28 protein-coding genes and 1 pseudogene are annotated in these 21,862 nt (G+C 65.3%); 12 read left to right on the top strand and 17 right to left on the bottom strand.

The features are described 5' to 3' along the window. Window positions 1-54: 54 nt before the first annotated feature. Window positions 55-1,051 (bottom strand): annotated as a pseudogene (locus tag M3P36_RS02950) (adenosine kinase). 71 nt (window positions 1,052-1,122) lie between these two features. Here M3P36_RS02950 and M3P36_RS02945 point away from each other — a divergent pair. The 3 genes from M3P36_RS02945 to M3P36_RS02935 all read left to right on the top strand — a co-directional run bounded on the left by M3P36_RS02945 (window position 1,123) and on the right by M3P36_RS02935 (window position 3,332). Beyond that, complete coding sequence (locus tag M3P36_RS02945) at window positions 1,123-1,845, top strand: EI24 domain-containing protein (protein WP_249700546.1); 723 nt, start codon at window positions 1,123-1,125, stop codon at window positions 1,843-1,845. Between the two features lies 1 nt (window position 1,846). Next, window positions 1,847-2,293 (top strand): hypothetical protein, encoded by a 447-nt coding sequence (locus M3P36_RS02940; RefSeq protein ID WP_249700544.1) that lies wholly within the window; start codon window positions 1,847-1,849, stop codon window positions 2,291-2,293. Between the two features lie 94 nt (window positions 2,294-2,387). After that, window positions 2,388-3,332: a hypothetical protein gene (locus tag M3P36_RS02935; protein WP_249700542.1), complete on the top strand. Its 945-nt coding sequence runs from the start codon at window positions 2,388-2,390 to the stop codon at window positions 3,330-3,332. Here M3P36_RS02935 and M3P36_RS02930 read toward each other — a convergent pair. The 12 genes from M3P36_RS02930 to M3P36_RS02875 form a co-directional block, all read right to left on the bottom strand. Further along, entirely contained in the window at window positions 3,329-3,790 is a 462-nt protein-coding gene (locus M3P36_RS02930; RefSeq protein WP_249700540.1) for an Rv1443c family protein, read from the bottom strand. The genes M3P36_RS02935 and M3P36_RS02930 overlap by 4 nt on opposite strands. Window positions 3,791-3,794: 4 nt before the next feature. Further along, window positions 3,795-4,151 (bottom strand): HesB/IscA family protein, encoded by a 357-nt coding sequence (locus M3P36_RS02925; RefSeq protein ID WP_249700539.1) that lies wholly within the window; start codon window positions 4,149-4,151, stop codon window positions 3,795-3,797. Further along, a complete protein-coding gene (locus M3P36_RS02920; protein WP_249700537.1) occupies window positions 4,148-4,648 on the bottom strand; it encodes a GNAT family N-acetyltransferase in 501 nt (166 codons plus the stop codon). Before M3P36_RS02920 ends, M3P36_RS02925 begins: the two co-directional genes overlap by 4 nt. Beyond that, window positions 4,645-5,151, bottom strand: coding sequence for an SUF system Fe-S cluster assembly protein (locus tag M3P36_RS02915; RefSeq protein WP_249700535.1), 507 nt, complete (start codon window positions 5,149-5,151; stop codon window positions 4,645-4,647). The genes M3P36_RS02920 and M3P36_RS02915 overlap by 4 nt, the downstream gene beginning before the upstream one ends. Then, window positions 5,151-6,383, bottom strand: a complete 1,233-nt coding sequence (locus tag M3P36_RS02910; RefSeq protein ID WP_249700627.1) for an aminotransferase class V-fold PLP-dependent enzyme — start codon at window positions 6,381-6,383, stop codon at window positions 5,151-5,153. Before M3P36_RS02910 ends, M3P36_RS02915 begins: the two co-directional genes overlap by 1 nt. Before the next feature lie 38 nt (window positions 6,384-6,421). Continuing rightward, entirely contained in the window at window positions 6,422-7,168 is a 747-nt protein-coding gene (locus M3P36_RS02905; protein WP_249700533.1) for a SufD family Fe-S cluster assembly protein, read from the bottom strand. Next, window positions 7,168-7,908, bottom strand: coding sequence for a Fe-S cluster assembly ATPase SufC (gene sufC, locus M3P36_RS02900; protein ID WP_249700625.1), 741 nt, complete (start codon window positions 7,906-7,908; stop codon window positions 7,168-7,170). The genes M3P36_RS02905 and sufC overlap by 1 nt, the downstream gene beginning before the upstream one ends. A 2-nt stretch (window positions 7,909-7,910) precedes the next feature. Next, window positions 7,911-8,453 (bottom strand): endonuclease domain-containing protein, encoded by a 543-nt coding sequence (locus tag M3P36_RS02895; protein WP_249700531.1) that lies wholly within the window; start codon window positions 8,451-8,453, stop codon window positions 7,911-7,913. Further along, window positions 8,450-8,815 carry a hypothetical protein gene (locus M3P36_RS02890; RefSeq protein ID WP_249700529.1) on the bottom strand — a complete coding sequence of 122 codons (366 nt, stop codon included), beginning with the start codon at window positions 8,813-8,815 and terminating at the stop codon, window positions 8,450-8,452. The genes M3P36_RS02895 and M3P36_RS02890 overlap by 4 nt, the downstream gene beginning before the upstream one ends. Then, a complete protein-coding gene (gene sufB / locus M3P36_RS02885) occupies window positions 8,812-10,308 on the bottom strand; it encodes a Fe-S cluster assembly protein SufB (protein WP_249700526.1) in 1,497 nt (498 codons plus the stop codon). The genes M3P36_RS02890 and sufB overlap by 4 nt, the downstream gene beginning before the upstream one ends. Further along, window positions 10,305-10,727, bottom strand: coding sequence for an SUF system Fe-S cluster assembly regulator (locus M3P36_RS02880; protein WP_249700524.1), 423 nt, complete (start codon window positions 10,725-10,727; stop codon window positions 10,305-10,307). Before M3P36_RS02880 ends, sufB begins: the two co-directional genes overlap by 4 nt. 65 nt (window positions 10,728-10,792) lie before the next feature. Continuing rightward, a complete protein-coding gene (locus M3P36_RS02875) occupies window positions 10,793-11,011 on the bottom strand; it encodes a hypothetical protein (RefSeq protein ID WP_249700521.1) in 219 nt (72 codons plus the stop codon). Between the two features lie 81 nt (window positions 11,012-11,092). On the opposite strand from M3P36_RS02875, the gene M3P36_RS02870 reads away from it, so the two are divergent. The 4 genes from M3P36_RS02870 (at window position 11,093) to M3P36_RS02855 (ending at window position 16,307) form a co-directional block, all read left to right on the top strand. Continuing rightward, on the top strand, window positions 11,093-12,121 hold the full coding sequence (locus tag M3P36_RS02870; RefSeq protein ID WP_249700519.1) for a quinone-dependent dihydroorotate dehydrogenase: 1,029 nt from the start codon (window positions 11,093-11,095) through the stop codon (window positions 12,119-12,121). Window positions 12,122-12,131: 10 nt separating this feature from the next. Beyond that, window positions 12,132-13,853, top strand: a complete 1,722-nt coding sequence (gene ggt, locus M3P36_RS02865) for a gamma-glutamyltransferase (protein WP_249700516.1) — start codon at window positions 12,132-12,134, stop codon at window positions 13,851-13,853. Window positions 13,854-13,961: 108 nt separating this feature from the next. Continuing rightward, window positions 13,962-15,770, top strand: coding sequence for an AMP-dependent synthetase/ligase (locus M3P36_RS02860; RefSeq protein WP_249700515.1), 1,809 nt, complete (start codon window positions 13,962-13,964; stop codon window positions 15,768-15,770). A 9-nt stretch (window positions 15,771-15,779) separates the two neighbouring features. Further along, the gene (locus M3P36_RS02855; protein ID WP_249700513.1) at window positions 15,780-16,307 is read left to right on the top strand and encodes a hypothetical protein; all 528 of its coding nucleotides are present in this window, start codon (window positions 15,780-15,782) and stop codon (window positions 16,305-16,307) included. Between the two features lie 6 nt (window positions 16,308-16,313). Here the strand turns inward: M3P36_RS02855 and M3P36_RS02850 are convergent, their stop codons facing one another. From M3P36_RS02850 to M3P36_RS02835, 4 genes are all read right to left on the bottom strand, one after another. Continuing rightward, window positions 16,314-16,844: a hypothetical protein gene (locus tag M3P36_RS02850; RefSeq protein ID WP_249700511.1), complete on the bottom strand. Its 531-nt coding sequence runs from the start codon at window positions 16,842-16,844 to the stop codon at window positions 16,314-16,316. Between the two features lie 96 nt (window positions 16,845-16,940). Next, a complete protein-coding gene (locus tag M3P36_RS02845) occupies window positions 16,941-17,738 on the bottom strand; it encodes a thiazole synthase (protein WP_249700509.1) in 798 nt (265 codons plus the stop codon). Between the two features lie 42 nt (window positions 17,739-17,780). Further along, a complete protein-coding gene (gene thiS, locus M3P36_RS15295) occupies window positions 17,781-18,002 on the bottom strand; it encodes a sulfur carrier protein ThiS (protein ID WP_249700507.1) in 222 nt (73 codons plus the stop codon). 22 nt (window positions 18,003-18,024) lie between these two features. Beyond that, entirely contained in the window at window positions 18,025-18,405 is a 381-nt protein-coding gene (locus M3P36_RS02835; protein WP_249700505.1) for a MerC domain-containing protein, read from the bottom strand. A gap of 104 nt (window positions 18,406-18,509) precedes the next feature. Between M3P36_RS02835 and M3P36_RS02830 the strand changes: the two genes are divergently transcribed. From M3P36_RS02830 to rpsI, 5 genes are all read left to right on the top strand, one after another. Then, complete coding sequence (locus tag M3P36_RS02830; protein ID WP_249700502.1) at window positions 18,510-19,568, top strand: COX15/CtaA family protein; 1,059 nt, start codon at window positions 18,510-18,512, stop codon at window positions 19,566-19,568. Next, entirely contained in the window at window positions 19,565-19,921 is a 357-nt protein-coding gene (gene cutA, locus M3P36_RS02825) for a divalent-cation tolerance protein CutA (protein ID WP_249700500.1), read from the top strand. The genes M3P36_RS02830 and cutA overlap by 4 nt, the downstream gene beginning before the upstream one ends. A gap of 7 nt (window positions 19,922-19,928) precedes the next feature. Further along, the gene (locus M3P36_RS02820) at window positions 19,929-20,663 is read left to right on the top strand and encodes a hypothetical protein (RefSeq protein WP_249700498.1); all 735 of its coding nucleotides are present in this window, start codon (window positions 19,929-19,931) and stop codon (window positions 20,661-20,663) included. 185 nt (window positions 20,664-20,848) lie between these two features. After that, on the top strand, window positions 20,849-21,328 hold the full coding sequence (gene rplM / locus M3P36_RS02815; protein WP_249700496.1) for a 50S ribosomal protein L13: 480 nt from the start codon (window positions 20,849-20,851) through the stop codon (window positions 21,326-21,328). Then, on the top strand, window positions 21,328-21,840 hold the full coding sequence (gene rpsI, locus M3P36_RS02810; protein WP_249700494.1) for a 30S ribosomal protein S9: 513 nt from the start codon (window positions 21,328-21,330) through the stop codon (window positions 21,838-21,840). The genes rplM and rpsI overlap by 1 nt, the downstream gene beginning before the upstream one ends. Window positions 21,841-21,862: the final 22 nt, after the last annotated feature.

Here is a 21,862-nt window from a genome sequence, read left to right as displayed (position 1 = left end):
TGATGGGTGACACGGTGTAACCTGTGTCACCCGCTTTTTACGGTTTATGGCCGGTCAGCCAAGCTTGGCCGCCATCAGTTCGGCAAGGTCAACCTCGGGCCGCGCGCCATAGTGGCTGATGATTTCAGCCGCCGCGATCGCGCCCATCCGCAAGCTGATGTCGAGCGGCTTGTTCTTGACGTATCCGGCGAGGAACCCGGCGGCAAACAGATCGCCTGCGCCAGTGGTGTCGACCACTTTTTCGACCGGTTCGGCGGCCACTTCGGCGCGCACGCCATGCGCCACGGCAACCGCGCCCTTTTCGCTGCGGGTAACCACGAGCACGTGGCACGCTGGCGGACAGGCTGGCAAGTCCGGCCTCGAAGTCGTCGGTCTGCGTGAGCGCGGCCAGTTCCACTTCGTTGGCGAACAGGATGTCGATCAGGCCATCGGCAATCAGCGCGCGGAAATCATCGCCATAGCGGCTGATCACGAAGGCATCGGACAGCGTGAAAGCAACCTTGCGGCCAGCAGCCCGCGCGCTTTCGATCGCGCGGCGCATCGCGGCGCGGGGCTCTTCGGGATCCCACAGATAGCCTTCGAGATAGAGGATCGAGGCCCCGCCGACCGCTTCCTCGTCCAGCGCCGAGGCGGGGAGGTACTGGCTGGCACCCAGGAAGGTGTTCATCGTGCGCTGGCCATCGGGCGTCACGAAAATGAGGCAGCGGGCCGTGGCGGGCTCTCCGCTGCGGGGCGGGGTGTCATAGTCGATGCCGACAGCGCGGATATCGTGGGCGAAGACCTGGCCCAACTGGTCGTCCGCCACCTGGCCAACGAAAGCGCACTGGGCACCCAGCGCCGACAGGCCCGCTAGGGTATTGGCGGCCGAACCGCCCGAAATCTCGCGCGCCGGGCCCATCGCATCGTAGAGTTCCTGAGCCTGGGCATCGTCGATCAGGGTCATGCCGCCGCGGGCCATGCCCAGCTCCTCGATCAGCTCGTCCGAGCAGGAGGCCACTACATCGACAATTGCATTGCCGATGGCGATTACATCATAACGAGGTGCGGACATGGAGATTCCCGTAAGTGAGGTCAGACTTGCGCGATTGACTTGGCCGCAAGCTCGGGCAATCGCAAGTGCCGATGGCCGCCGTATTCACCAGCCTCGTTCGCGCGCTCGGCCAATTGGCCGATCCCGCAGTGCTGCGCGTGCTGGCCAAGAGCCTGGGCGTGACCGTGCTGGTGTTCCTTGTGGTGGCAACCGCTGGCTGGTTCGCCTTCGACTGGCTGCTGGCCCGGGCGGGCCTCGCCGATTCGCGCTTTGCCGGGGCCGAGGGGCTGCGCGGCGCGGCATCGCTGCTGCTGGCGCTGGCGGGGCTGTGGCTGGTATGGCGGGTTGTCGCCATGGCGGTGATCCAGTTCTATGCCGAGGACGTGGTGCGGGCAGTGGAGGCGCGGTTCTATCCCCACGCCGCCAGCGCCGCGCGGGACTTGCCCTTGGGCGATCAGGTGAGGGCAGGCCTCGGCAGTGCGGGGCGGGCCACGGTGTTCAACCTTGCTGCCCTGCCCTTTGCCCTGTTGCTGCTGGTCACGGGGATCGGCCCGGCCCTGCTGTTCTGGGCGGTCAATGCCCTGCTGGTGGGCCGCGACCTCCAGGACATGGTGTGGCTGCGGCACCGGCATTCGGGCGATGGGCATGGTCCGGCCTTGTGTCCGGTAAGTCGCGGGGAACGGTTGGCGCTGGGCGGAGTTATCGCCGCATTGCTGGTGGTGCCCTTCGCCAATTTCATCGCCCCGGTGCTCGGGGCAGCCGGAGCGGCCCATCTGGTCCACCGCCCGAGACCTGCACGGAGCAGCGGAACCTGACATGCGCCTGATAGCTGTTGCCCTGGCCAGCATGGCGCTTGCCGCCTGCGCTTCTACCGTCCCGCAACCACAGCCCGGCCCGCAACCGGCCCCGCCGATCACGCGCCCGCCTGTCGTCACGCGCGTGCCTCCCACCGCCCCGCCGCCGCCGCCGGTCGCCGGGTTCCGCACGCCGGAAATCATGCGCGGCCCTGGCCTCGACGGCGTGGTGCGGGAACGCGCGCCCAGCTTGGTGCGCCAGTTCGGCCAGCCGCGCCTCGATGTGGCCGAAGGCGACATGCGCAAACTGCAGTTCGCCAGCGAGGCCTGCGTGCTCGACGTGTACCTCTACCCGCTGCGCCCGGGTGCCGAACCCGAATCGACCTGGCTGGAGGCGCGCCGGTCGAGCGACGGGGCCGAAGTGGACCTGCTCGCCTGTATGCAGGCCCTGCGCCGCGCCGGAAACTAGGGTCCGGAAACCAGATCGGGCAGGCTGATAACCCGAATTTAAGCCTATTGGAGCATATGCTGCGGTCGAATACCGATAAGGGAACCGCGCGCAGATGACCGCCCACTTTGCCGATCTCACGATGAAGGCCGCCGCAGACGGCGCCATTTCCGATGCCGAAGTGCAGCAGCTGCGCGCCGCTGGCTGGGCTGACGGCCATATCGCACGCGAGGAAGCCGAGGCCCTGTTCGCGCTCCAGCAGGCGACCAGCGCACCGACCGCCCTGTGGACCGACTTCTTCGTCGAGGCCCTGCGCAACTTCGTGCTCAACGGCACCGCCCCGCGCGGCTATGCCAGCGAAGAGGAATCGGCCTGGCTGATCGCCATGGTCGAGGCCGACGGCAAGGTCTGCTCGATGACCGAGCTCGAACTGTTGGTCCAGGTGATCGAGCGCGGGGTCAACGTGGCCGACGCGCTGAAGGCCTATGTGCTGGGCGTGCTGGAGGCAGAAGTCTTCACCGGCACCGGCCCCACCCGCTGCGGCGGCGAGCTGGCCGACACGCACGTTACCCATGCCGAAGCGAACCTGCTGCGCCGCGTGGTGTTCGGCTCTGCCAGCGAGCGACCCGCTGCCGTCAGCCGCAGCGAAGCCGAGATGCTGTTCCGCCTCAAGGATGCAACGCTGCACCAGGCCAATGCGCCGGAATTCCAGCGGATTTTCGTGCAAGGGGTGGGCAATTACCTGCTCGGTTTCGCCAGCCACACGGCCCATATCGACCGGGCGCGGATGCTCGAACTGGAGGCTTTCGTGGCCGACAACAAGGCCAGCGTCGGGCGGTTTATGGGACAGATGGCCCGCTCCGCGCCCAATGCCTTCGGCGTGGTGTTCGGCAAGAAGGGCGATCAGCTGCCCAGTCGCGGGGACCTGGCGGCCCAGGCTGCCGAATTCACCGCGACGGAAGAGGACTGGCTCAACGGGATGATTGAGGCCAACGGCCAGGTTGATAGCTATGACCAGGCCCTGCTCGAATTCATCGCCGAGGAAGCCGGAGAAGCCTAGGCCCGCTGGTAATCGCGCGTGATCAGTTGCAGCCAGCGCTTCTGCCGGTGGCGGTAGAAGTAGCGCGCAAAGGCCGCCGCAAGGCCGGTTACAGCCCCCGCCTCGATTTCCACCCTGTCGGTATAACGGGTGCCGCCATTTTCGGGCGCGATCAGCATCAGGTGGTCCCACCGCGTCACCAGCCCGCCGCGCCCGTTATCGCGCAGCACGTGGCCTCCCTCGGGCGCGCCGTGTTCCGGGTACTCGATCCCGATCACCTGCTCGCCCACGGGCAAGATCCCGAATAGCCTGAGCCCCGCACGATATTCGCGCGGCTGCCAGGTCTCCGGAAATGCCCCTTTGCGCGGGTGGAAGGTGAGCAGCGGTGCAGCGATGTGCTGGAGCAGTTGCGGGCTCTGCACCTGCTCCCACGCCAGGGCTGGCGGGATCGGGAGGTGCGAGGAAACCTCGATCAGCACGCGGTCAGACCATGAAGCTTTCGCCGCAGCCGCAGGCGCCCTTAGCATTGGGGTTCTCGAACACGAAACCCGCCGCGAAATCATCCTCGCGCCAGTCCATCGTGGAGCCGATCAGGTAGAGCACGCTGGCGGCATCGATGTAGAAGGTGCCGCCCGGCGTGATGATCTTTTCGTCGAACGGGGTTTCCGCCGTGACGTAATCGACCGAATAGGCGAGGCCCGAACAGCCGCGCCGCGGCGTGCTGAGCTTTACGCCAATCGCATCGGCCGGTGCGCGGGCCATCAGGTCGGCCACGCGCTGCTCGGCAGACGGCGTGAGGATCACGGCGGCGGGACGGGCGCGGGATTTCGTGTCGGTCATGTCAAACTCTTCTGCCAGAACATGGCTTTGCCGGCGGCCGGGTCGAGCTGGTAATCGCCATAGCCGCAACTTGCGTAGAGGTGGCGTGCGGCATCATTGCCGCTCAACACTTCCAATGTGACCTTGCAGGCCCCCCGCTTCAAGGCCTCGCCTTCAACCGCCTTCATCAATGCGCGACCGATGCCCTGCCCGCGATGGCCGGGCATCACCGCCATGTCGTGAATGTTGACCAGCGGCGCGGCGGCAAAGGTGGAATAGCCCAGCAGGCAATTGGCCAGGCCCACAGCCTCGCCATCAAGCCGCGCGATCAGCGAAAAGGCATGGGGCAGGGCGGCAAGGCCGGCCACCAGCCTGCCGCGCACATGGTCGGCCAGCGGCTCGCCGCCGCCCATCGGATCGCGCGCATAGGCATCGAGCAGGGCGATGAGGTCCGCCCCGTCCTGCGGATCGGCATAGTCGACCAGCGAGACCGCGAGGGTGGGGGCCTGTGTGCTCACAACATGCCAAGTTCGAGCCGGGCTTCATCGCTCATCTTGGACGCATCCCATGGCGGATCCCAGGTGACCACCACCTCCGCATCGCGCACGCCGGGGATCGCGCCGACACGCAGTTCGATGTCGGTCGGCATGGACTCGGCCACCGGACAGTGCGGCGTGGTCAGCGTCATGGTGATGGCGACATCGGCATCGGGCGTCACATCGACGCGGTAGATCAGGCCAAGGTCGTAGATGTTGACCGGGATTTCCGGATCGAAAATGTCCTTCAGCGCGGCAATCACCTCCTCGTAGAGGTCGCCGCCGGGCTCGGCCGGGTTGAGATCGGCGGGCTTGGCGGCAAGGAAGCCTTCGAGATAGTCGCGCTTGCGTTCCAGCTTCTGCGCGGCGGTTTCCTCGGGCGCGTCCTCGACCTTCGCACGCGGCGGCTTGTCGGCGGCTTCGACCACTTCTGCGGCGGGAACGGATTGCGTGGTGTCGTCTGGCCAGGTGTTGGAATTGTCCATCAGCCGAAAATCCTCTTGGTGCGTTCGATGCCGCGGACCAAAGCGGCAATGTCGTCGTGCGAGCTGTAGAGCCCGAAGCTGGCGCGGGCCGTGGCGCTGACGCCCAGGTGCTCCATCAGCGGCTGGGCGCAGTGGTGCCCGGCGCGGATCGCCACGTTTTCCTCGTCAAGGATCGTGCCGAGATCGTGCGGGTGGACGCCGTCGATCATGAAGCTGACGATGCCCGCACTGTCGGCGGGGCCGAACAGGGTGACATCGTTCATCTGGCCCAGCGCATCGCGCAAGGAAGCCACCAGCTCGCTCTCGTGCGCGTGGATGACTTCAAGCCCGATAGCGGAAACGTATTCGCAGGCCGCGCCAAAGGCGATCGCCTCGGTAATGGCGGGCGTCCCTGCCTCGAACCGCTGGGGGGCGGGGGCATAGGTGGTGCGCTCGAAAGTCACCTTGTCGATCATTGCCCCGCCGCCCTGGTAGGGGGGCATGGCGGCGAGGATTTCCGAGCGCGCCCACAGGGCACCGATGCCGGTCGGGCCATAGAGCTTGTGGGCCGAGAAGGCGTAGAAATCGCAACCCAGCGCGGCCACATCGACGGGCAGGCGCGGCACGGCCTGGCAGCCATCGACCAGCAGCTTTGCCCCGACACCATGCGCCAATGCTGCAGCGCGCGGCACGTCGAGTACCGAGCCGAGCACGTTGGAGACATGGGCCAACGCCACCAGCTTGTGCCGGGGAGTGAGCATCTGTTCCGCCGCGTCGAGATCGATCCGGCCATCGTGGGTCAGCGGGCACACGTCGATATGCGCGCCAACCCGCTCTGCCAGCATCTGCCACGGCACGATGTTGGAATGGTGTTCCAGCGTGGACAGCAGGATCCGGTCACCCGCCCCGATATTGGCCCCGCCCCAGCTTGCCGCGACAAGGTTGATCGCCTCGGTCGCGCCGCGCGTGAAGACCAGCTCCTCCTCCGCCCCGCCGATGAATGCGGCCACGCGGCGGCGCGCGGCTTCATAGCCCAGCGTCATCTCGGCACTGCGCGAATAGACCCCGCGATGGACCGTGGCGTAGTCTGCGCCCAGCGCGCGGGCCATCGTATCGACCACGACCTGCGGCTTCTGCGCCGTGGCGGCGGAATCGAGGTAGTGCCACGGCTCGCCGCCAGCGGTGACGAGGCCGGGAAAGTCGGAGCGGATTCCGTTCGTGTCGAGCGAAGTCGAGACACCAGCGCGCGGCATCTCGACTTCGCTCGATGCGAACGGGGACAGGCTGTTGTTCATGCCCGCGCCTCAAGGCTTTCCAGCGCGGCATTCTGCAGGCGCTCCTGCTCGGCCCCATCGGCGAGCGCGGTAAAGGCATCGCCGATGAAGGCGCGGATGAGGAGCTGCTTGGCAACATCGGGCGCGATGCCGCGGCTCGCCATGTAGAACCGCGCCGCTTCGTCCATCTGGCCGATGGCCGCACCGTGGGCGCATTTCACATCGTCGGCGAAGATTTCCAGTTCGGGCCGGGCATTGGCTGTCGCGCCCTTCTCAAGTAGCAGGGCCTTGAAATCCTGCGCCGCGTCGGTCTTCTGCGCGTCGCGGGCCACATGGATGCGGCCGAGGAAATTGCCGGTCGACTGGTCCCAGTGCACCGCACGGACGACCTGGTGGCTGGTGGCATCGGGCTCTGCATGGTCCAGCCGGGTGACGAATTCGCGCGTGGCATCGCCGCCGCCGATAGTGACGCCGCCGAATTCGAAGTGCGCTCCCTGGGCCAGCCGCACTTCCACCTCGACCCGGGTGTAGTCATCGCCCGCGATCACGGCGAACAGTTCTGCCCGCCCGCCTTCGCCCACAGTAATTCGGATGCGGTGCAGTTCGGGCGCGTTGCCGCCTGCGATCATGCACTGGCTATGCGTTTCACCGGCGGCCACATCGACGACGGTCCACTGCGCAAGGTCCGGCGCGAGCCGTTCGAGCGCGGGAATATCGGCATAGCGCCATTCCTCGTCGCGGGTAGTCGGGAGATTTTGCGCCATCAGGCCACCGCCTCGTAACCCTCGCGTTCGAGCATATGCGCCAAGTCCGCCCCGCCGGTCTTGACGATCCTGCCGCCCGCCAGAACGTGGACAAAATCGGGCCGCACATAGTCGAGCAGGCGCTGGTAGTGGGTGATCAGCAGGACCGCCTTGTCGGGCTTGCGCATGATCGCATTGATCCCCGCGCCGACGATCTTGAGCGCATCGATATCGAGGCCGGAGTCGGTCTCGTCCAGCACGGCGAACATGGGATCGAGGATGCCCATGTGGACCATCTCGGCGCGCTTCTTCTCGCCGCCGGAAAAGCCCACGTTTACCGGGCGCTTCAGCATATCCATGTCGAGCTTGAGCAGCCCGGCCTTGTCCTTCGCCAGCTTGAGGAATTCACCGCCGCTGAGCGGAGCCTCGCCGCGTGCCTTGCGCTGCGAATTCAGCGCCTCGCGCAGGAACTGGACGTTGGACACGCCGGGAATTTCGACCGGGTACTGGAAGCCCAGGAACAGGCCGGCGGCGGCCCGCTCGTGCGGGTCAAGGGCGAGCAGGTCCACGCCATTGAGCGTCGCCGAACCGCCGGTCACCTCATAACCGGGCCGACCGCCCAGCACATAGGACAGCGTACTCTTGCCCGCGCCATTCGGGCCCATGATCGCGTGGATTTCGCCCGCGTTCACACTGAGCGAGAGGCCGTTGAGGATGGTCTTGCCGCCCACTTCGGCGGTCAGGTTGTCGATTTTCAGCATGGTCATGTCCTTGTGCGCGGCCCTGAGCGATCAGAAACTGGGCGGCCAGCCGGGGCACGGCTGCCCCGCATCTGGTCGCCATGGGCGCGGCGCGCTCTCTTCTTGTCTTCGATACGCACACGCATGCCCGCAGTGATCCGTTCGAGCACCGCATCCATGTTTTCCAGGATGTCCGCCGCATCGATCCGCATCACGCGGATGCCAACGGCTTCCAGGCTCTTGTCGCGGCGCGTGGTCAGCACCTCGTTCGCGCCTTCTTCATCAATGACGATCGCCATGCCGAGGGTGTGGCAGTTGAAATCCACGATCGCGCTGCCGACCACGGCGTGGCGCTTGAAGGTATGCTGGCCCAAGTCCGCCTTGGAGAACCGCTCGGCCAGGGCCTTGTGCGCCTCGGTCGAATGGCGCCGCAAGTCGCGCGCCTGCTCGTGCAGCACGTCGAGGCGCTTTTCCGAAATCTCCCACCCGCGGCCCTTCTTCTTGATCGCGGGGGTATCGGCCTGCTCCTCAGGGGAGCGGAGCTGGAGGGTTTTCTTTTCGGTCATTGGCTTGCCCCTCTCAATCTGACGCGAACGACCAATTCGATCGCTCGAGAAGTCAGCGCTCCCTTGAACCGCTCGATAGCGGTCTCAGTCGCTTCCAGACTTTGAAGGTTTTTCACGGCCATTTCGCCAATATAATTCCCCACGAAGATTGCCTCTTCCTCTCGACAAGCGCTCATCGCCGCTGAAACGACAGTGTCAGCCTCTTCTCGTGAAGCCTCGAAGTCCCAAGTCCGTTGCAGCACACAATCTGAGAAGCTCTGAGCAGTCTCAACGATCTCGACAGAAATGCCTGCTGGAACGGGCAATTCTTCAATCGCGCTAAAGACCTGCGATGCGGCCGAGATAAACAAAATGAAACTCACCCCACGCTCCCCTCAAGCGAGATTGCCAGCAGCTTCTGCGCTTCCACCGCAAACTCCATCGGCAGCTCTTTCAGCACGTCCTTGGCGAAGCCGTTGACGATCAGCGCCACGGCTTCTTCCGCGCCGAGGCCGCGCTGCATGGCGTAGAACAGCTGGTCGTCCGAGATCTTCGAGGTGGTCGCCTCGTGCTCGATCTGGGCGCTGGGGTTCTTCACCTCGATATAGGGCACGGTATGCGCGCCGCTGAGGCTGCCCAGCAGCAGCGAATCGCACTGGGTGAAGTTGCGGACATTGTCGGCATTGGCGCCCACGCGCACCAGCCCGCGATAGGTGTTGTTCGAATGGCCCGCGCTGATCCCCTTGGAGATGATCGTGGAGCGGCTGCCCTTGCCGTTGTGGATCATCTTGGTGCCGGTATCGGCCTGCTGGTAATTGTTGGTGACCGCGACCGAGTAGAACTCGCCCACGGAGTCCTCGCCATTCAGCACGCAGCTGGGGTATTTCCACGTCACGGCGCTGCCGGTCTCGACCTGGGTCCACGAAATCTTCGACCGCGCACCCTGGCACAACCCGCGCTTGGTGACGAAGTTGTAGATCCCGCCCTTGCCGTTCTCGTCGCCCGGATACCAGTTCTGGACCGTGCTATACTTGATCTCGGCATCTTCCATCGCGACGAGTTCGACCACGGCGGCGTGGAGCTGGTTCTCGTCGCGCATCGGCGCGGTGCAGCCTTCCAGATAGCTGACGTAGCTGCCCTTTTCCGCAATGATCAGCGTGCGTTCGAACTGGCCGGTGTTCTCCGCATTGATGCGGAAATAGGTAGAAAGCTCCATCGGGCAGCGCACGCCTTCGGGGATGTAGACGAAGGTGCCATCCGAAAAGACCGCGCAGTTCAAGGCGGCAAAGAAGTTGTCCTGCTGCGGCACCACGCGGCCCAGCCACTTCTTCACCAGCTCGGGATATTCGCGGATCGCTTCGCTGATCGAGCGGAAGATGACGCCGGCGGCTTCCAGCTCCTTGCGGAAGGTCGTGGCAATCGAAACGCTGTCGAACACGGCATCGACCGCGACTTTGCGGGTGTTCTTCACGCCGGCCAGCAGTTCCTGCTCGCCCAGCGGGATGCCCAGCTTGTCATAGACCGCCTTGATCGCCGGATCGAGATCGTCGAGCGAATCGAGCTCCACCTTCTTCTTCGGCGCGGCGTAGTAGAAGGCGTCCTGGTAATCGATTTTCGGATAGCCGACCTTGGCCCAGTCGGGCTCCTCCATGGTCAGCCAAAGGCGATAGGCCTTCAGCCGCCATTCGAGCATCCATTCCGGCTCGTCCTTCTTGGCGCTGATGAACCGGACAGTATCTTCCGACAGGCCCTTGGGCGCGAATTCGGTGTCGATATCGGCCGACCAGCCGTGCTCGTAATCGGCTGCACGCGCGGCGGCATCGCGGGCCTCGCGGTCCTGGACTTCGGCTTCGGGAATGGCGGTCTGTTCAGTCATGCTGCTACGTCTTCCTTGAGGCGGGCGAGATCGGACAGGCGGACCTGTTCAAGCGCCCCGCGCATCGCCTTGTTCACTACGCCCCAGTGCGGGCGCACGCCGCACCGGGCTTCCAGAGCGCAATCGTGGCGGCCGTCTTCAACACAGGCGGTAAGGGCAATCGGCCCTTCGATCGCCTCGACGATATCGGCCAGAGTAATCGCCGCTGCCGGTCGCGATAGCTGGATGCCGCCGCCCGCCCCGCGCATTGCCTTCAGCAGGCCTGCCTTGGACAGGGTGCTGACCAGCTTCTGCACCGTGGGCAGCGGGAGGCCGGTTTCCTGCGCCAGATCGCTGGCCGAAACGCGCGCAAATCCGCAATGGCGCGCGGCGGCGCACATTGTGACAACGGCATAATCGGCCATGCTCGACAGGCGCATTTGGCTCCACCAGTTAAATCGGAGTGATTCGTTCCGATTTCACCTAGTGAGCCGATTCGCGGGTTTCAATGAACCATCGCTTGTTGCGAGTCGTTAGCAATCAGCTGAATCCGCGCGATAAAAAAAGGGCGGCCCTGCAAAACAGGACCGCCCTGATAGTCGAGAACCCGTCGCGTCAACGCGTCGAGCCCTTCGGGTCGCGCAGGCTGACTAGCAGATTCGCCGGGCGTGTCATTGTAAAGATACGACAGGAATGGCGGTATCTGGCGATTCAAGCCTTTCATTCGGCGCATTTTTCTGCCGCCGCCCGGCCGATCAACATCCGGCCAATCGACATCGCACCCCCCCTTTGCCATAGGCGGACCATGTTCTATCGCCTGATCCGCCCGGCCCTGTTTGCCCTCGACGCCGAGCGCGCCCACCGCCTGACCATTGCAGCGCTCAAACTCTGGGCGCCAGACGCACCGGCCCATGTCGAAAGCCCGCAGGCGACCACGGTGGCGGGGCTGCGCTTCCCCAATCCGCTGGGCATGGCGGCAGGTTTCGACAAGGATGCGGAAGTCCCCGATGCCCTGCTGGCGCTGGGTTTCGGCTTTGCCGAGGTCGGCTCGATCACTCCGCTGCCCCAACCCGGCAATCCCAAACCGCGCCTGTTCCGGCTGGTGGAGGACGAAGCGGTGATCAACCGCATGGGGTTCAATAATGGTGGCGGCGCGGCGGCGGCACAGAACCTCGCCTTGCGTAAGCGACGCGGGATCGTCGGCATCAACATTGGTGCAAACAAGGAAAGCGTGGACCGGGTGGCAGACTATGTCAGCATGACCCGGCTGATGGCCCCGCTGGCCGATTACCTGGTGGTCAACATTTCCAGCCCCAACACCCCGGGCTTGCGGGCCCTGCAGGACGAAGGCGCGCTGGTGGGCCTGCTCGATGCCGTGCTGGAAGCGCGGGGCGAGCTTGCCGTGCCGGTGTTCCTGAAAGTGGCCCCCGATCTGGAACCGGCCGATGTCGATGCCATTGCCCGCATCGCCATCGACAAGGCACTGGGCGCGCTGGTCGTATCCAACACCACCATCGCCCGCCCGCCGATGCACTCGGCCCATGCGGGCGAAGCAGGCGGGTTGTCGGGCCAGCCGCTCAAGTCCGCCGCGCTCGACCGGCTGCGGGATTTCCGCAAGGCCACGGGCGGGGCCATGCCGCTGGTGGGCGTGGGCGGGATCGCCACGGCAGAGGATGCCTTTGCCCGCATTCGCGCAGGGGCAAGCCTGGTGCAGCTCTATTCCGCCATGGTCTATGCCGGACCCGGAATCGCCCGAGAAGTGACCGCAGGACTGGAAACGTGCTTACGTCAATACGGCTTTGGCAGCATTGCCGAAGCGGTCGGAAGCGAATAGCCTTTCGCACATGCACAATTTTTTCCGTCGTTTTGCCCTGCTGCTCGCCCCCGTGGTGCTGGCCGCCTGCTCCACCGTTGCCCCATCGCCGATCACTGCATCACCCATGGCAGCGCCTTCGTCGGGAGTGGTGAGCGCTGCCGATCCGCGCGCCGCCGAAGCGGGCGCGGCGATATTGCGGCAGGGCGGCACTTCGACCGATGCAGCCATTGCCGTGATGCTGGCGCTAACCGTGGTGGAACCGCAAAGTTCAGGCATCGGCGGCGGAGGCTTCTACCTGCGCGGCACGTCCACAGGCGAAGTCGTGACGCTCGACGGGCGCGAAACCGCCCCTGCCGCCGCCACGCCCGCCTGGTTCCTCGATGAGAGCGGATCGCCGCGCCCATTCGGGCAGGCCGTGGTGACCGGGCTGTCGATCGGCGTGCCGGGCAACATCGCGTTGGCCGCCGAAGCGCACGACAAATATGGTACCCTTAACTGGGCAAACCTGTTCGCCCCGGCCATCGCCTTGGCCCGCGACGGGTGGGAAATCACCCCGCGGTTCCGCGACTTCCTGCAATCCTCACCCAACCGCGCCGGACTGACGGCGGAAGGCCGCACCCTGTTCTATGATGCCGAGGGCGAGCCGCTGGCGGCAGGCACCGTGGTGCGCAACCCGGCGCTCGCCGACACGCTGGAAGCCCTGGCCGAGGCCGGACCGGGTGCGTTCTACCACGGCCCGATGGCGGAGCAGATGGTTGGCGTGATCGCCGAAGCTACGCCCGGAACCGACCGCATGACGGCGCAGGACTTCGCCACCTATTCCGCCACCTGGCGTGACAGCCCCTGCGGTTCCTACCGCGAATATCGCATTTGCGGCATGGGCCCGCCAAGTTCGGGCGCGACGACAGTCTATGCCGTGCTCAAGCAGCTCGAACGGTTCGACCTTGCCGCACTCGGCCCGCAATCGCCCATCAGCTGGCACCTGTTCGCCGAAAGCCAGCGGCTCGCCTATGCCGACCGCGAACTGTACCTGGCCGACAGCGATTTCCTCGCCGTGCCGATGACGGGACTGATGGACGAGGCCTATCTGGCGCAGCGCGGCGCGCTGATCTCGGCCACCACGCGCATGGCTTCGGCCGAAGCAGGAACGCCGCCGGGCGCGGCACTGACTCTGGCCGAGGGTAGCGAACCGACCGAGAACGGGACCAGCCATTTCGTGACGGTGGACCAGTGGGGCACGGCAGTATCCTATACCTCGACCATCGAAGGCGGGTTCGGCTCGGGCCACATGTACGGCGGGTTCTACCTCAACAACGAGCTGACCGATTTCAGCTTCGTGCCCGAGCGCGATGGCGTGCCGGTGGCCAACCGGGTCGAAGGTGGCAAGCGACCGCGCAGTTCGATGGCACCCACGCTGGTCTATGCGCCCGATGGCTCGCTGGTGCTGGCCGTGGGCGCGGCGGGTGGCGGGACGATACCGGTACAGGTGGCCAAAGCACTGATCGGGGTGATCGACTGGGGCCTGCCGGTGGAGGAGGCGATCGGCCTGCCCGGCCTCTATTCCCCCGGTGATGCCATCACGGTTGAGGAAGACTCGCCCCTGTTGGCGATGCGGGCCGAGCTCGAAGCGCTGGGCCACACGATCCAGGCACGGCGCCTGCCGTTCAAGGCCAATGCGGCGCAACTGGTCGGCGGGCGCTGGACCGGCGCTGCCGATCCCCGCAGCGAAGGCGTGGCCGTTCAACCCTGATCTTGCCGGCCTGATCTTGCCCGCGACGACGTCTGCCCCTAGTCACTCTCTCATGAGACAGTAGGTCCGAACGGGAATACCCGGCGGCAGGCGGGGAGTGGGAAGCCAGTGCAGCTACAAGACATCGAGAATGCGCAGAGCCTGGTAGGCCTGTTCCTGCAGCGCGCCGACGAACGCAGCGACATGCCGTTCCTTACCGCCCGGATCGACGGGAAATGGATACCGATTTCCTATGCCGAGGCGGCGCGACAGGTCTGCCTTTTGGCCGAGCGCCTCGTGGCGCTGGGCCTGAAGCCGGGCGACCGGGTGATGCTGGTGTCAGAAAACCGGCCCGAGTGGTGCATCGCGGACCTCGCCATCATGGCGGCGGGCTGCATCACCACGCCGGCCTATACCACCAACACTGAAGGCGATCACTGCCACATCCTGTCGGACAGCGGGGCAAAAGCAGTCATCGTCTCGACCGACAAGCTTGCCCGCCCCCTGCTCGCCGCCATGCTGCGGGCGGGCCATGCCGAGCACCTTATCGCCATCGAACAGATCCACTCGTCGCAAAGTGGCGGCTTCGAAATCCATCACTGGCCGCAGATGCTGGAAGGCGATCCTGTCGCGGCCCGCGCGGCAGTGGAAGCGCGGATGGCCACGGTCACGCGCGATACCATCGCCTGCATCATCTACACCAGCGGCACGAGCGGATCCCCGCGCGGCGTGATGCTGCACCACGGGGCGATCCTGCATAATGTGCTGGCGGCGGGCGACGTGCTGGCGACCGATTTCGACTGGGCGGACGAGCGGTTCCTGTCATTCCTGCCGCTGAGTCATGCGCTGGAACATACTGCCGGGCTCTACCTTCCCATCGGCCTTGGCGCCGATATCTGGTTTGCCGAGGGGCTCGACAAGCTGTCGAGCAATCTGGAAGAGGCCCAGCCGACTTTCATGATCGTGGTCCCCCGCCTGTTCGAGATCATGCGCGAGAAGACCATCAAGGCGGTCGAAAAGCAGGGCGGCGCGGCCAGCTTCCTGCTCGAACGCGCAATCCACCTGGGCGAGCGGCAGATATCGGGCAAGACTTCGCTGAAAGACCTGCCCGTGAGCCTGCTGCTCAACCTCACCCTGCGCCCCAAGGTCAAGGCGCGGTTCGGCGGGCGGGTCAAGGCGCTGGTATCTGGCGGAGCGCCGCTCAATCCCGATGTCGGCGGGTTCTTCCAGGCCATGGGCCTCGTCATGCTGCAAGGCTATGGCCAGACCGAGACCGCCCCGGTTGCCTGCTGCAATTTCCCCAGCGCCGGTATCCGCCTGCACACCGTCGGCCCACCCCTGCGCGGGGTCGAGGTGAAGATCGCCGCTGACGGAGAAATCCTCGTTCGCGGCGAACTGGTGATGAAGGGTTACTGGAACAACCCCGAGGCGACGGCCGCGGCCATGCCTGCGGAACTGGGCGGCGACTGGCTGCAAACCGGCGACATCGGCCACCTCGACGAAGGCGGGCGGATCGTCATCACCGACCGCAAGAAGGATATCATCGTCAACGACAAGGGCGACAACATCGCCCCGCAGAAACTGGAAGGCATGCTGACCCTGCAGCCCGAAGTCGCGCAGGCCATGGTCAGCGGTGACAAGCGCCCGCATATGGTGGCCCTGCTGGTGCCCGATCCCGAATGGGCCAAACAGTGGGCCAAGGATAACGGGGCCGATGGCGACATGGCCGCGCTGAAGGACAACCCGGCCTTCATCCGTGCCCTCAAGGCAGCGGTGGACCGCACCAACCAGGAATTGTCGGTGATCGAGAAGATCCGCAAGTTCACCGTGGCGGACGAACCCTTCAGCGTGGACAACGGCCAGATGACCCCGACAATGAAAATCCGCCGCAACCCGATCCGCGCCGCCTACCAGGACAGGATCGACGCGCTTTATTGAGGGAATTGCATGACTTCCGACAGGCCGGATCTGATCCAGCGCGCAGCCGCGCGATTGCCCGCCATGATTACAGGGCAGGGGGGATACCGCATCGATCCGGCTATGCAGCCGCTTGTCGTCAACGCACGGTCGCTCGGTTCGGACAGTCCCCTGCAATGGGGGTCGACTCTGCGCTCGGTCAGCGAGATTTCCGTGCCGGAAACCCAGGCACGCAGCTCGATCACCCTATTCAGCGCAAAAGGCGCCCTTATCATGAGCATGGTGGCACCCCACTGGCGGGCATTCTACGTCGAGTGCCGGTTGCACACGCCAGCCCCCGGCACCGCGATGCACTGGGATGTGAATTTTGGTCCCGATCCAGTGGCAGGCGAAATGGTGCGTGTTTCACCCGGCAGCGATGAGTTCTATTTCGCCACGCCGTTTGCCCGCGACCCCGACCTGGGACACCTGCAAATCAGCCAGAAAACCCCGCCGCAGGACCGGGACGAGCGGTGGACCTTTTACGAGATGGTCCTGCTACCCGTTCTGGCTCCCTAAAACAGTTCAGCCGACCTCGTCCTCGATCCGTTCAGGGAAGAAGGCGGGTTCACGCGGGCTCCAGGCGGGGGCGGTGGCGGCAGCTTCGCTCAGCGACTGGAGCAGCACGCGGCGGTGTTCGGGCCTGATCTGCGGCAGGGCTGCCGCGCCGACGAAACCCGCCGGCAGGAACGGGCGCGAAGCGGCGCCCAGCATGCGTTCGTAGAGGAAGCGGTAGGCCGAAAAGCTTTCCAGCTGCTCCTGTGCCAGGTCCTGCGCGGAAATCCGCACCAGCAGTCCGATGAAATCTGTCACCCCGTCGAACGCAGTGGTTGAAGGAATGCAAGCGGCCAGGCTGCGAAGCTGGCGATAGGCAAGATATTGCCCGCGAATGGCCGAGCTGCCGCCGCTCTCCTGCGCCCAATCCTTGAAGGCATCGCCGCGCGCCATGAAGACGTCCAGGCTGCGGGTGATGAAACGCTGCTCGCTGGCTGAAAAGCTGGCGAATTCGCGCATTTCGCAAATGCTGGGGCAACTGGTTGTCTGCGATCGTGCCATGGCGGCCTCCTGCGGTTACAGCAGGAACATCGGCCATCATGGTTAAGGAAAGGTTGAACAGCCCCGCCGGATCGACGCAGGCTTAACTTTCTGGCCTCAGATCAAACCGGCGAGCGGGCTGCTGGGATCGGCATATTTGCGGGTCATCATGCGGCCCGCCAGATAGGCCTCACGCCCGGCGATGACACCGTGCTTCATGGCGCGGGCCATGCGGACGGGATCCTTCGCCTCGGCAATGGCGGTGTTCATCAGCACGCCGTCGCAACCCAGTTCCATCGCCACGGCGGCCTCGCTGGCGGTGCCGACGCCGGCATCGACCAGCACCGGAACTTTCGCGCCTTCCACGATCAGGCGGATGGTGACGCGGTTCTGGATGCCGAGGCCGCTGCCGATCGGCGCGCCCAGCGGCATGACCGCCACGGCGCCGCAGTCTTCCAGCTGCTTCGCGGCGATCGGATCGTCCACGCAATAGACCATCGGCGCGAAGCCTTCATTGGCCAGCACTTCGCAGGCCTTCAGCGTTTCGCGCATGTCGGGATAGAGCGTGCGCGCCTCGCCCAGCACTTCCAGCTTGACCAGGTCCCAGCCGCCCGCCTCGCGCGCCAGCCGCAGGGTGCGGATCGCATCGTCGGCAGTGAAGCAGCCGGCGGTGTTGGGCAGGTAGGTGATCTTCTTCGGGTCGATATAGTCCATCAGCACGGGCTGCGTGGGATCGGAAATGTTCACCCGGCGCACGGCCACGGTGACGATCTCGGCTCCACTTGCCTCGACCGCAGCGGCGTTCTGGGCGAAGTCCTTGTACTTGCCGGTCCCCACGATCAGGCGCGAGGTGAAGGTGCGGCCGGCGACGGTCCAGGTATCGGGCCGGGTGTCAGGGTTGGCTGTATCAGTCATGCTGTTGGCGGTATCTTTCGGATCGCCCGAGGACAAGGCGGATCATCCCCCGCCGACGAAATGGACGATTTCCAGCACGTCGCCATCGCCCAGCGGGACCTGCTCCAGCGAGGAGCGCGGGGCGATCGTGCCATTGTGCTCAACGGCCACCTTGGGCACCTTCAACCCCAGTTCGCGGACGAAATCCGCAATGGTGGCAGCAGCGGTGCGGCGTGGCTCGCCGTTGACGGTGATAGTCTTGGAGATGGAGATGGACGCGCTCATGATGCGTCCGAGATAGCGCGGATCAGGCTTTACGCAAGTTCAGGACATGGCCCGCTGCCACCAGGACCACCCCGATCACGGTCAGCACGGCCTCTTCATAGCCATGACCCACGGCCAGCGCCCCGCCCATGAACGACAGCCCGGTCATCGCCACCACGAACGGTGCCGCCCGGCGATGGCGGATCGCGCCGAGGCCGATGGCCGCCCCGGCAACAATGGTCGCCAGCAGCAGTCCATACTTGTGGATCGCCGGATCAAGCAGGAAGGACGCGCCTGCGCCCATGCCGGCGACCAGGATCAGCCCCACGACGCAATGGAGCAGGCACAGGCATGACAGCAGCACGCCAAGGCGATCCATCCGGCCTTTCAGCCCTTCGCGAATCCGGGGAATGATCGTGCTCATGCAGGTCCATGTATGTAACGCTATATCATGGCGCAAGACTTTTGCTGGGAAACTGGCCCAAAAGCCGCCTTGCGATTCACCCGCGACAGGCCCAGATGGCGCGAATGGCAACACTTCCTTCCCCCGGCAGCCAGTCCTTCCATCCAGAATGGCGTCCACTGGCGCTGGCCCGATGGTTGTTCGTGGTGGCGGCCCTCGTGACACTGATCGTGGCTGTCGGCGGGATCACCCGGCTGACCGAATCGGGCCTGTCGATCACCGAATGGAAGCCCGTTACCGGCACCTTGCCGCCGATGAGCGAGGAGCAATGGCTGGCCGAGTTCGAAGCCTACCAGCAGATCGGCGAATTCCAGCAGGTTGCAGGGCCCCAGGGCATGACGCTGGAAGATTACAAGTTCATCTATTTCTGGGAGTGGTTCCACCGGCTGATCGGACGGATCATCGGCCTGGCCTTTGCCGTGCCGCTCGCCTGGTTCTGGGTCAAGGGAGCGATCCCCACCGGTTACAAGCCACGCCTCGTGGCTCTGCTCGCGCTGGGCGGGCTGCAGGGCGCCTTCGGCTGGTTCATGGTCCGCTCGGGCCTGTCGACCGAAGTGACCGACGTGTCGCACTTCTGGCTGTCGATCCACCTGTTGACAGCGCTGGTCACGCTCGGTGGCCTGCTATGGACCGCGCGTGACCTGCTGGTGCTCCATGCCAATCCAGCCGCGCGCCCTGCCCGGCTGACCCGCCTGTCCATCGTCACCATGGTCATTCTGTTCGTGCAATTGCTGCTGGGCGCCTGGGTCGCGGGCCTTAACGCGGGGCATGCTTCCGATAGCTGGCCCCTGATGAGCGGACAGTTCCTGCCGCAATTCGGGTGGGATCGCGGCTTCCTCTACACGCTGACCCACGACCCCTTCCTGCTCCACTGGCTGCACCGCTGGTGGGCCTGGCCCGCAGTTGCCGCCCTCATCGTCATGGCCCGCGCGGTGAAGCGCCATGGCGACCGCAGGGCCTCGATCTATATCCACTCCGCATTCGGCGTGCAGATCCTGCTTGGCATCGCCACGGTCATGTCCGGCGTGGCGCTGTGGCTGGCGGTGGCGCACCAGTTGGTCGGCGCGCTGCTGGTGGGTGCCACGGCATGGGGGGCGCATCGGCTGGGGCAGAGGTCCGCATGAGCGAAGGGGCGATGCTCGCCTGGTGCCCCTTCCCCACCGAGGCCGAGGCACGCAAGGTAGCCGGCGCTCTGCTCGACGAAGGGATGGTTGCTTGCGCCAACATCATTCCCGGCATGGTCTCGCTCTATCGCTGGCAGGGTGAAAAGGGCGAAAGCCGCGAAGTTGGCGTGCTGTTCAAGACCCATTCGGAAGTGGCCAAACGCATGGCGGACCGCCTTGCCCAATTGCATTCCTACCAAAGCCCTGCGATCATGCTATGGGACGTTTCCGCCGCTCCGCAGGCCACCAGCGACTGGTTGGCGGGGCTTGCTGCGGGGCCGGTTTGGGGGTGCGATGGCGATGGGCCGGAATAGATCAATCTTGCCAGGCAGCAACCGGCGCGATGCCTTGCGCCTGGCACTGGGCGCAGCGTTGCTGCCGCTGTTCGCCACGCGCCCCGCGCTGGCAAGTGCCAACCCGATGGTTGATCAGATTGCACCCCCTCCCGGACAGATGATCTATCGCCGATCTATCGAACGGCAGCTGCCGGGTGGGCCGACACTGGCAATCTCGCGCGATTTCGCCGTGGAGTTCGAACGGCTCGATACCGGCTTCCGGGTCACCGGTGAGCAGGTGGCCGCGCGGGTGGACTGGCCTGCTCCCCTCGAACACCTCGCTGCACTCGAGCGCCAGCGGGTGGAAAACGGCGTGTTCCCCATGCTGCTGGACGAGGTTGGCCACATCGTCGAAGGACCTGAGGCCGCATCGGGCGAGGAACTGTCGCGAGCGCTGGCCGATGTGCGCGCCATGATGGCCGGCGCGGGCGAGGAGGCAAGCACGCTGGTCGAGGCGCTACATCAGAGCGGCACGCGCCTGACTACCCACTTGCCGCGCGACCTGTTTGCCCCCCTCGCTGACGAACGCAGCGCGCGCGAAGAGGTCATCCTGCCCTGGGGGGACGCCGGCGAAATTGAGACCCGGTTTACCGCCTTGCGCGACCCCGCGAGCCGACTGATGTCATCGGCTCGACGCGAGATAACCACCAGGATCGGCAACGACGAGCGGCGGAGCGGCGAGCAATGGGAGCTGTTCTGCATCGACCAGGCCACCGCCTGATTAACCCCTACGCACTGAAGGTATTATTTTACCTCCCCGCAAAACCGCGAGAAAGCTTGACTTCCCGCCCCTTCCACGACAAATGCCGCCCCTTCGCACGGGCAGTGCGGCGATGATTCCCTAGTCCGGATCTTCGCAGGCTGTCCGGGCGGCGAACTTTTCGCATCAATAGGGAAATTGCAGCCATGAAGGCGCTCAGCAAGCAGACCCGGTCGATCAAGCCGGCCGAGGTCGAAAAGAAGTGGCACGTTATCGATGCCGAAGGCCTGGTGGTCGGGCGTCTCGCCACGATCGTCGCCAACCTCCTGCGCGGCAAGCACAAGCCGACCTACACCCCCCACGTCGATTGCGGTGATCATGTGATCATCCTCAACGCCGACAAGGTGCGGTTCACCGGCAAGAAGCTGGCCGACAAAGTTTACTATCGCCACACCGGCTATGCCGGCGGCATCAAGGCGGTCACCGCTGAAAAGGTGCTGGGCGGCAAGTTCCCCGAGCGCGTGATCGAGAAAGCGGTTGAACGAATGGTCCCGCGCGGCCCGCTCGGCCGGGTGCAGATGAAGAACCTGCACCTCTACAACGGCACCGATCACCCCCACGCGGGCCAGCAGCCCGAAGTGCTCGACGTTGCCTCGATGAACCGCAAGAACAAGGCTGCTGCGTGATGGCTGATGAAAACACCACCGTGTCCGACCTGTCGGACCTGAACACCCTGGCGGTTGATACGCCCGACGCCCCCACGGCTCCCGCTGCGCCGACCATGCCCCTGCGCGAACAGATCCTGGATGCCCAGGGCCGCGCCTATGCCACCGGCCGCCGCAAGGACGCCGTGGCCCGCGTGTGGATCAAGCCGGGCACCGGCAAGGTCACCGTCAACGGCAAGGACCAGGAAGTCTACTTCGCCCGCCCCACGCTGCGTCTGGTGATCAACCAGCCGTTCTCGATCTCCGAGCGTGAGGGCCAGTACGACGTGGTCGCCACCGTCAAGGGCGGCGGCCTCTCGGGCCAGGCCGGCGCGGTAAAGCACGGTATCTCGCAGGCGCTGACCAGGTTCGAGCCTGCCCTGCGCGGCACGGTCAAGGCTGCCGGCTTCCTCACCCGTGACAGCCGCGTGGTGGAACGCAAGAAGTACGGCCGCGCCAAGGCACGCCGCAGCTTCCAGTTCTCGAAGCGCTAAGCGGACCTTCCGGCCCCGCCGG

Source organism: Altererythrobacter sp. KTW20L (assembly GCF_023501975.1).
In the GTDB taxonomy this organism is placed as follows: domain Bacteria; phylum Pseudomonadota; class Alphaproteobacteria; order Sphingomonadales; family Sphingomonadaceae; genus Alteraurantiacibacter.
The sequence above is the reverse complement of the archived record's forward strand: the minus strand, read 5'-3'. Positions and strand labels throughout refer to the sequence as shown.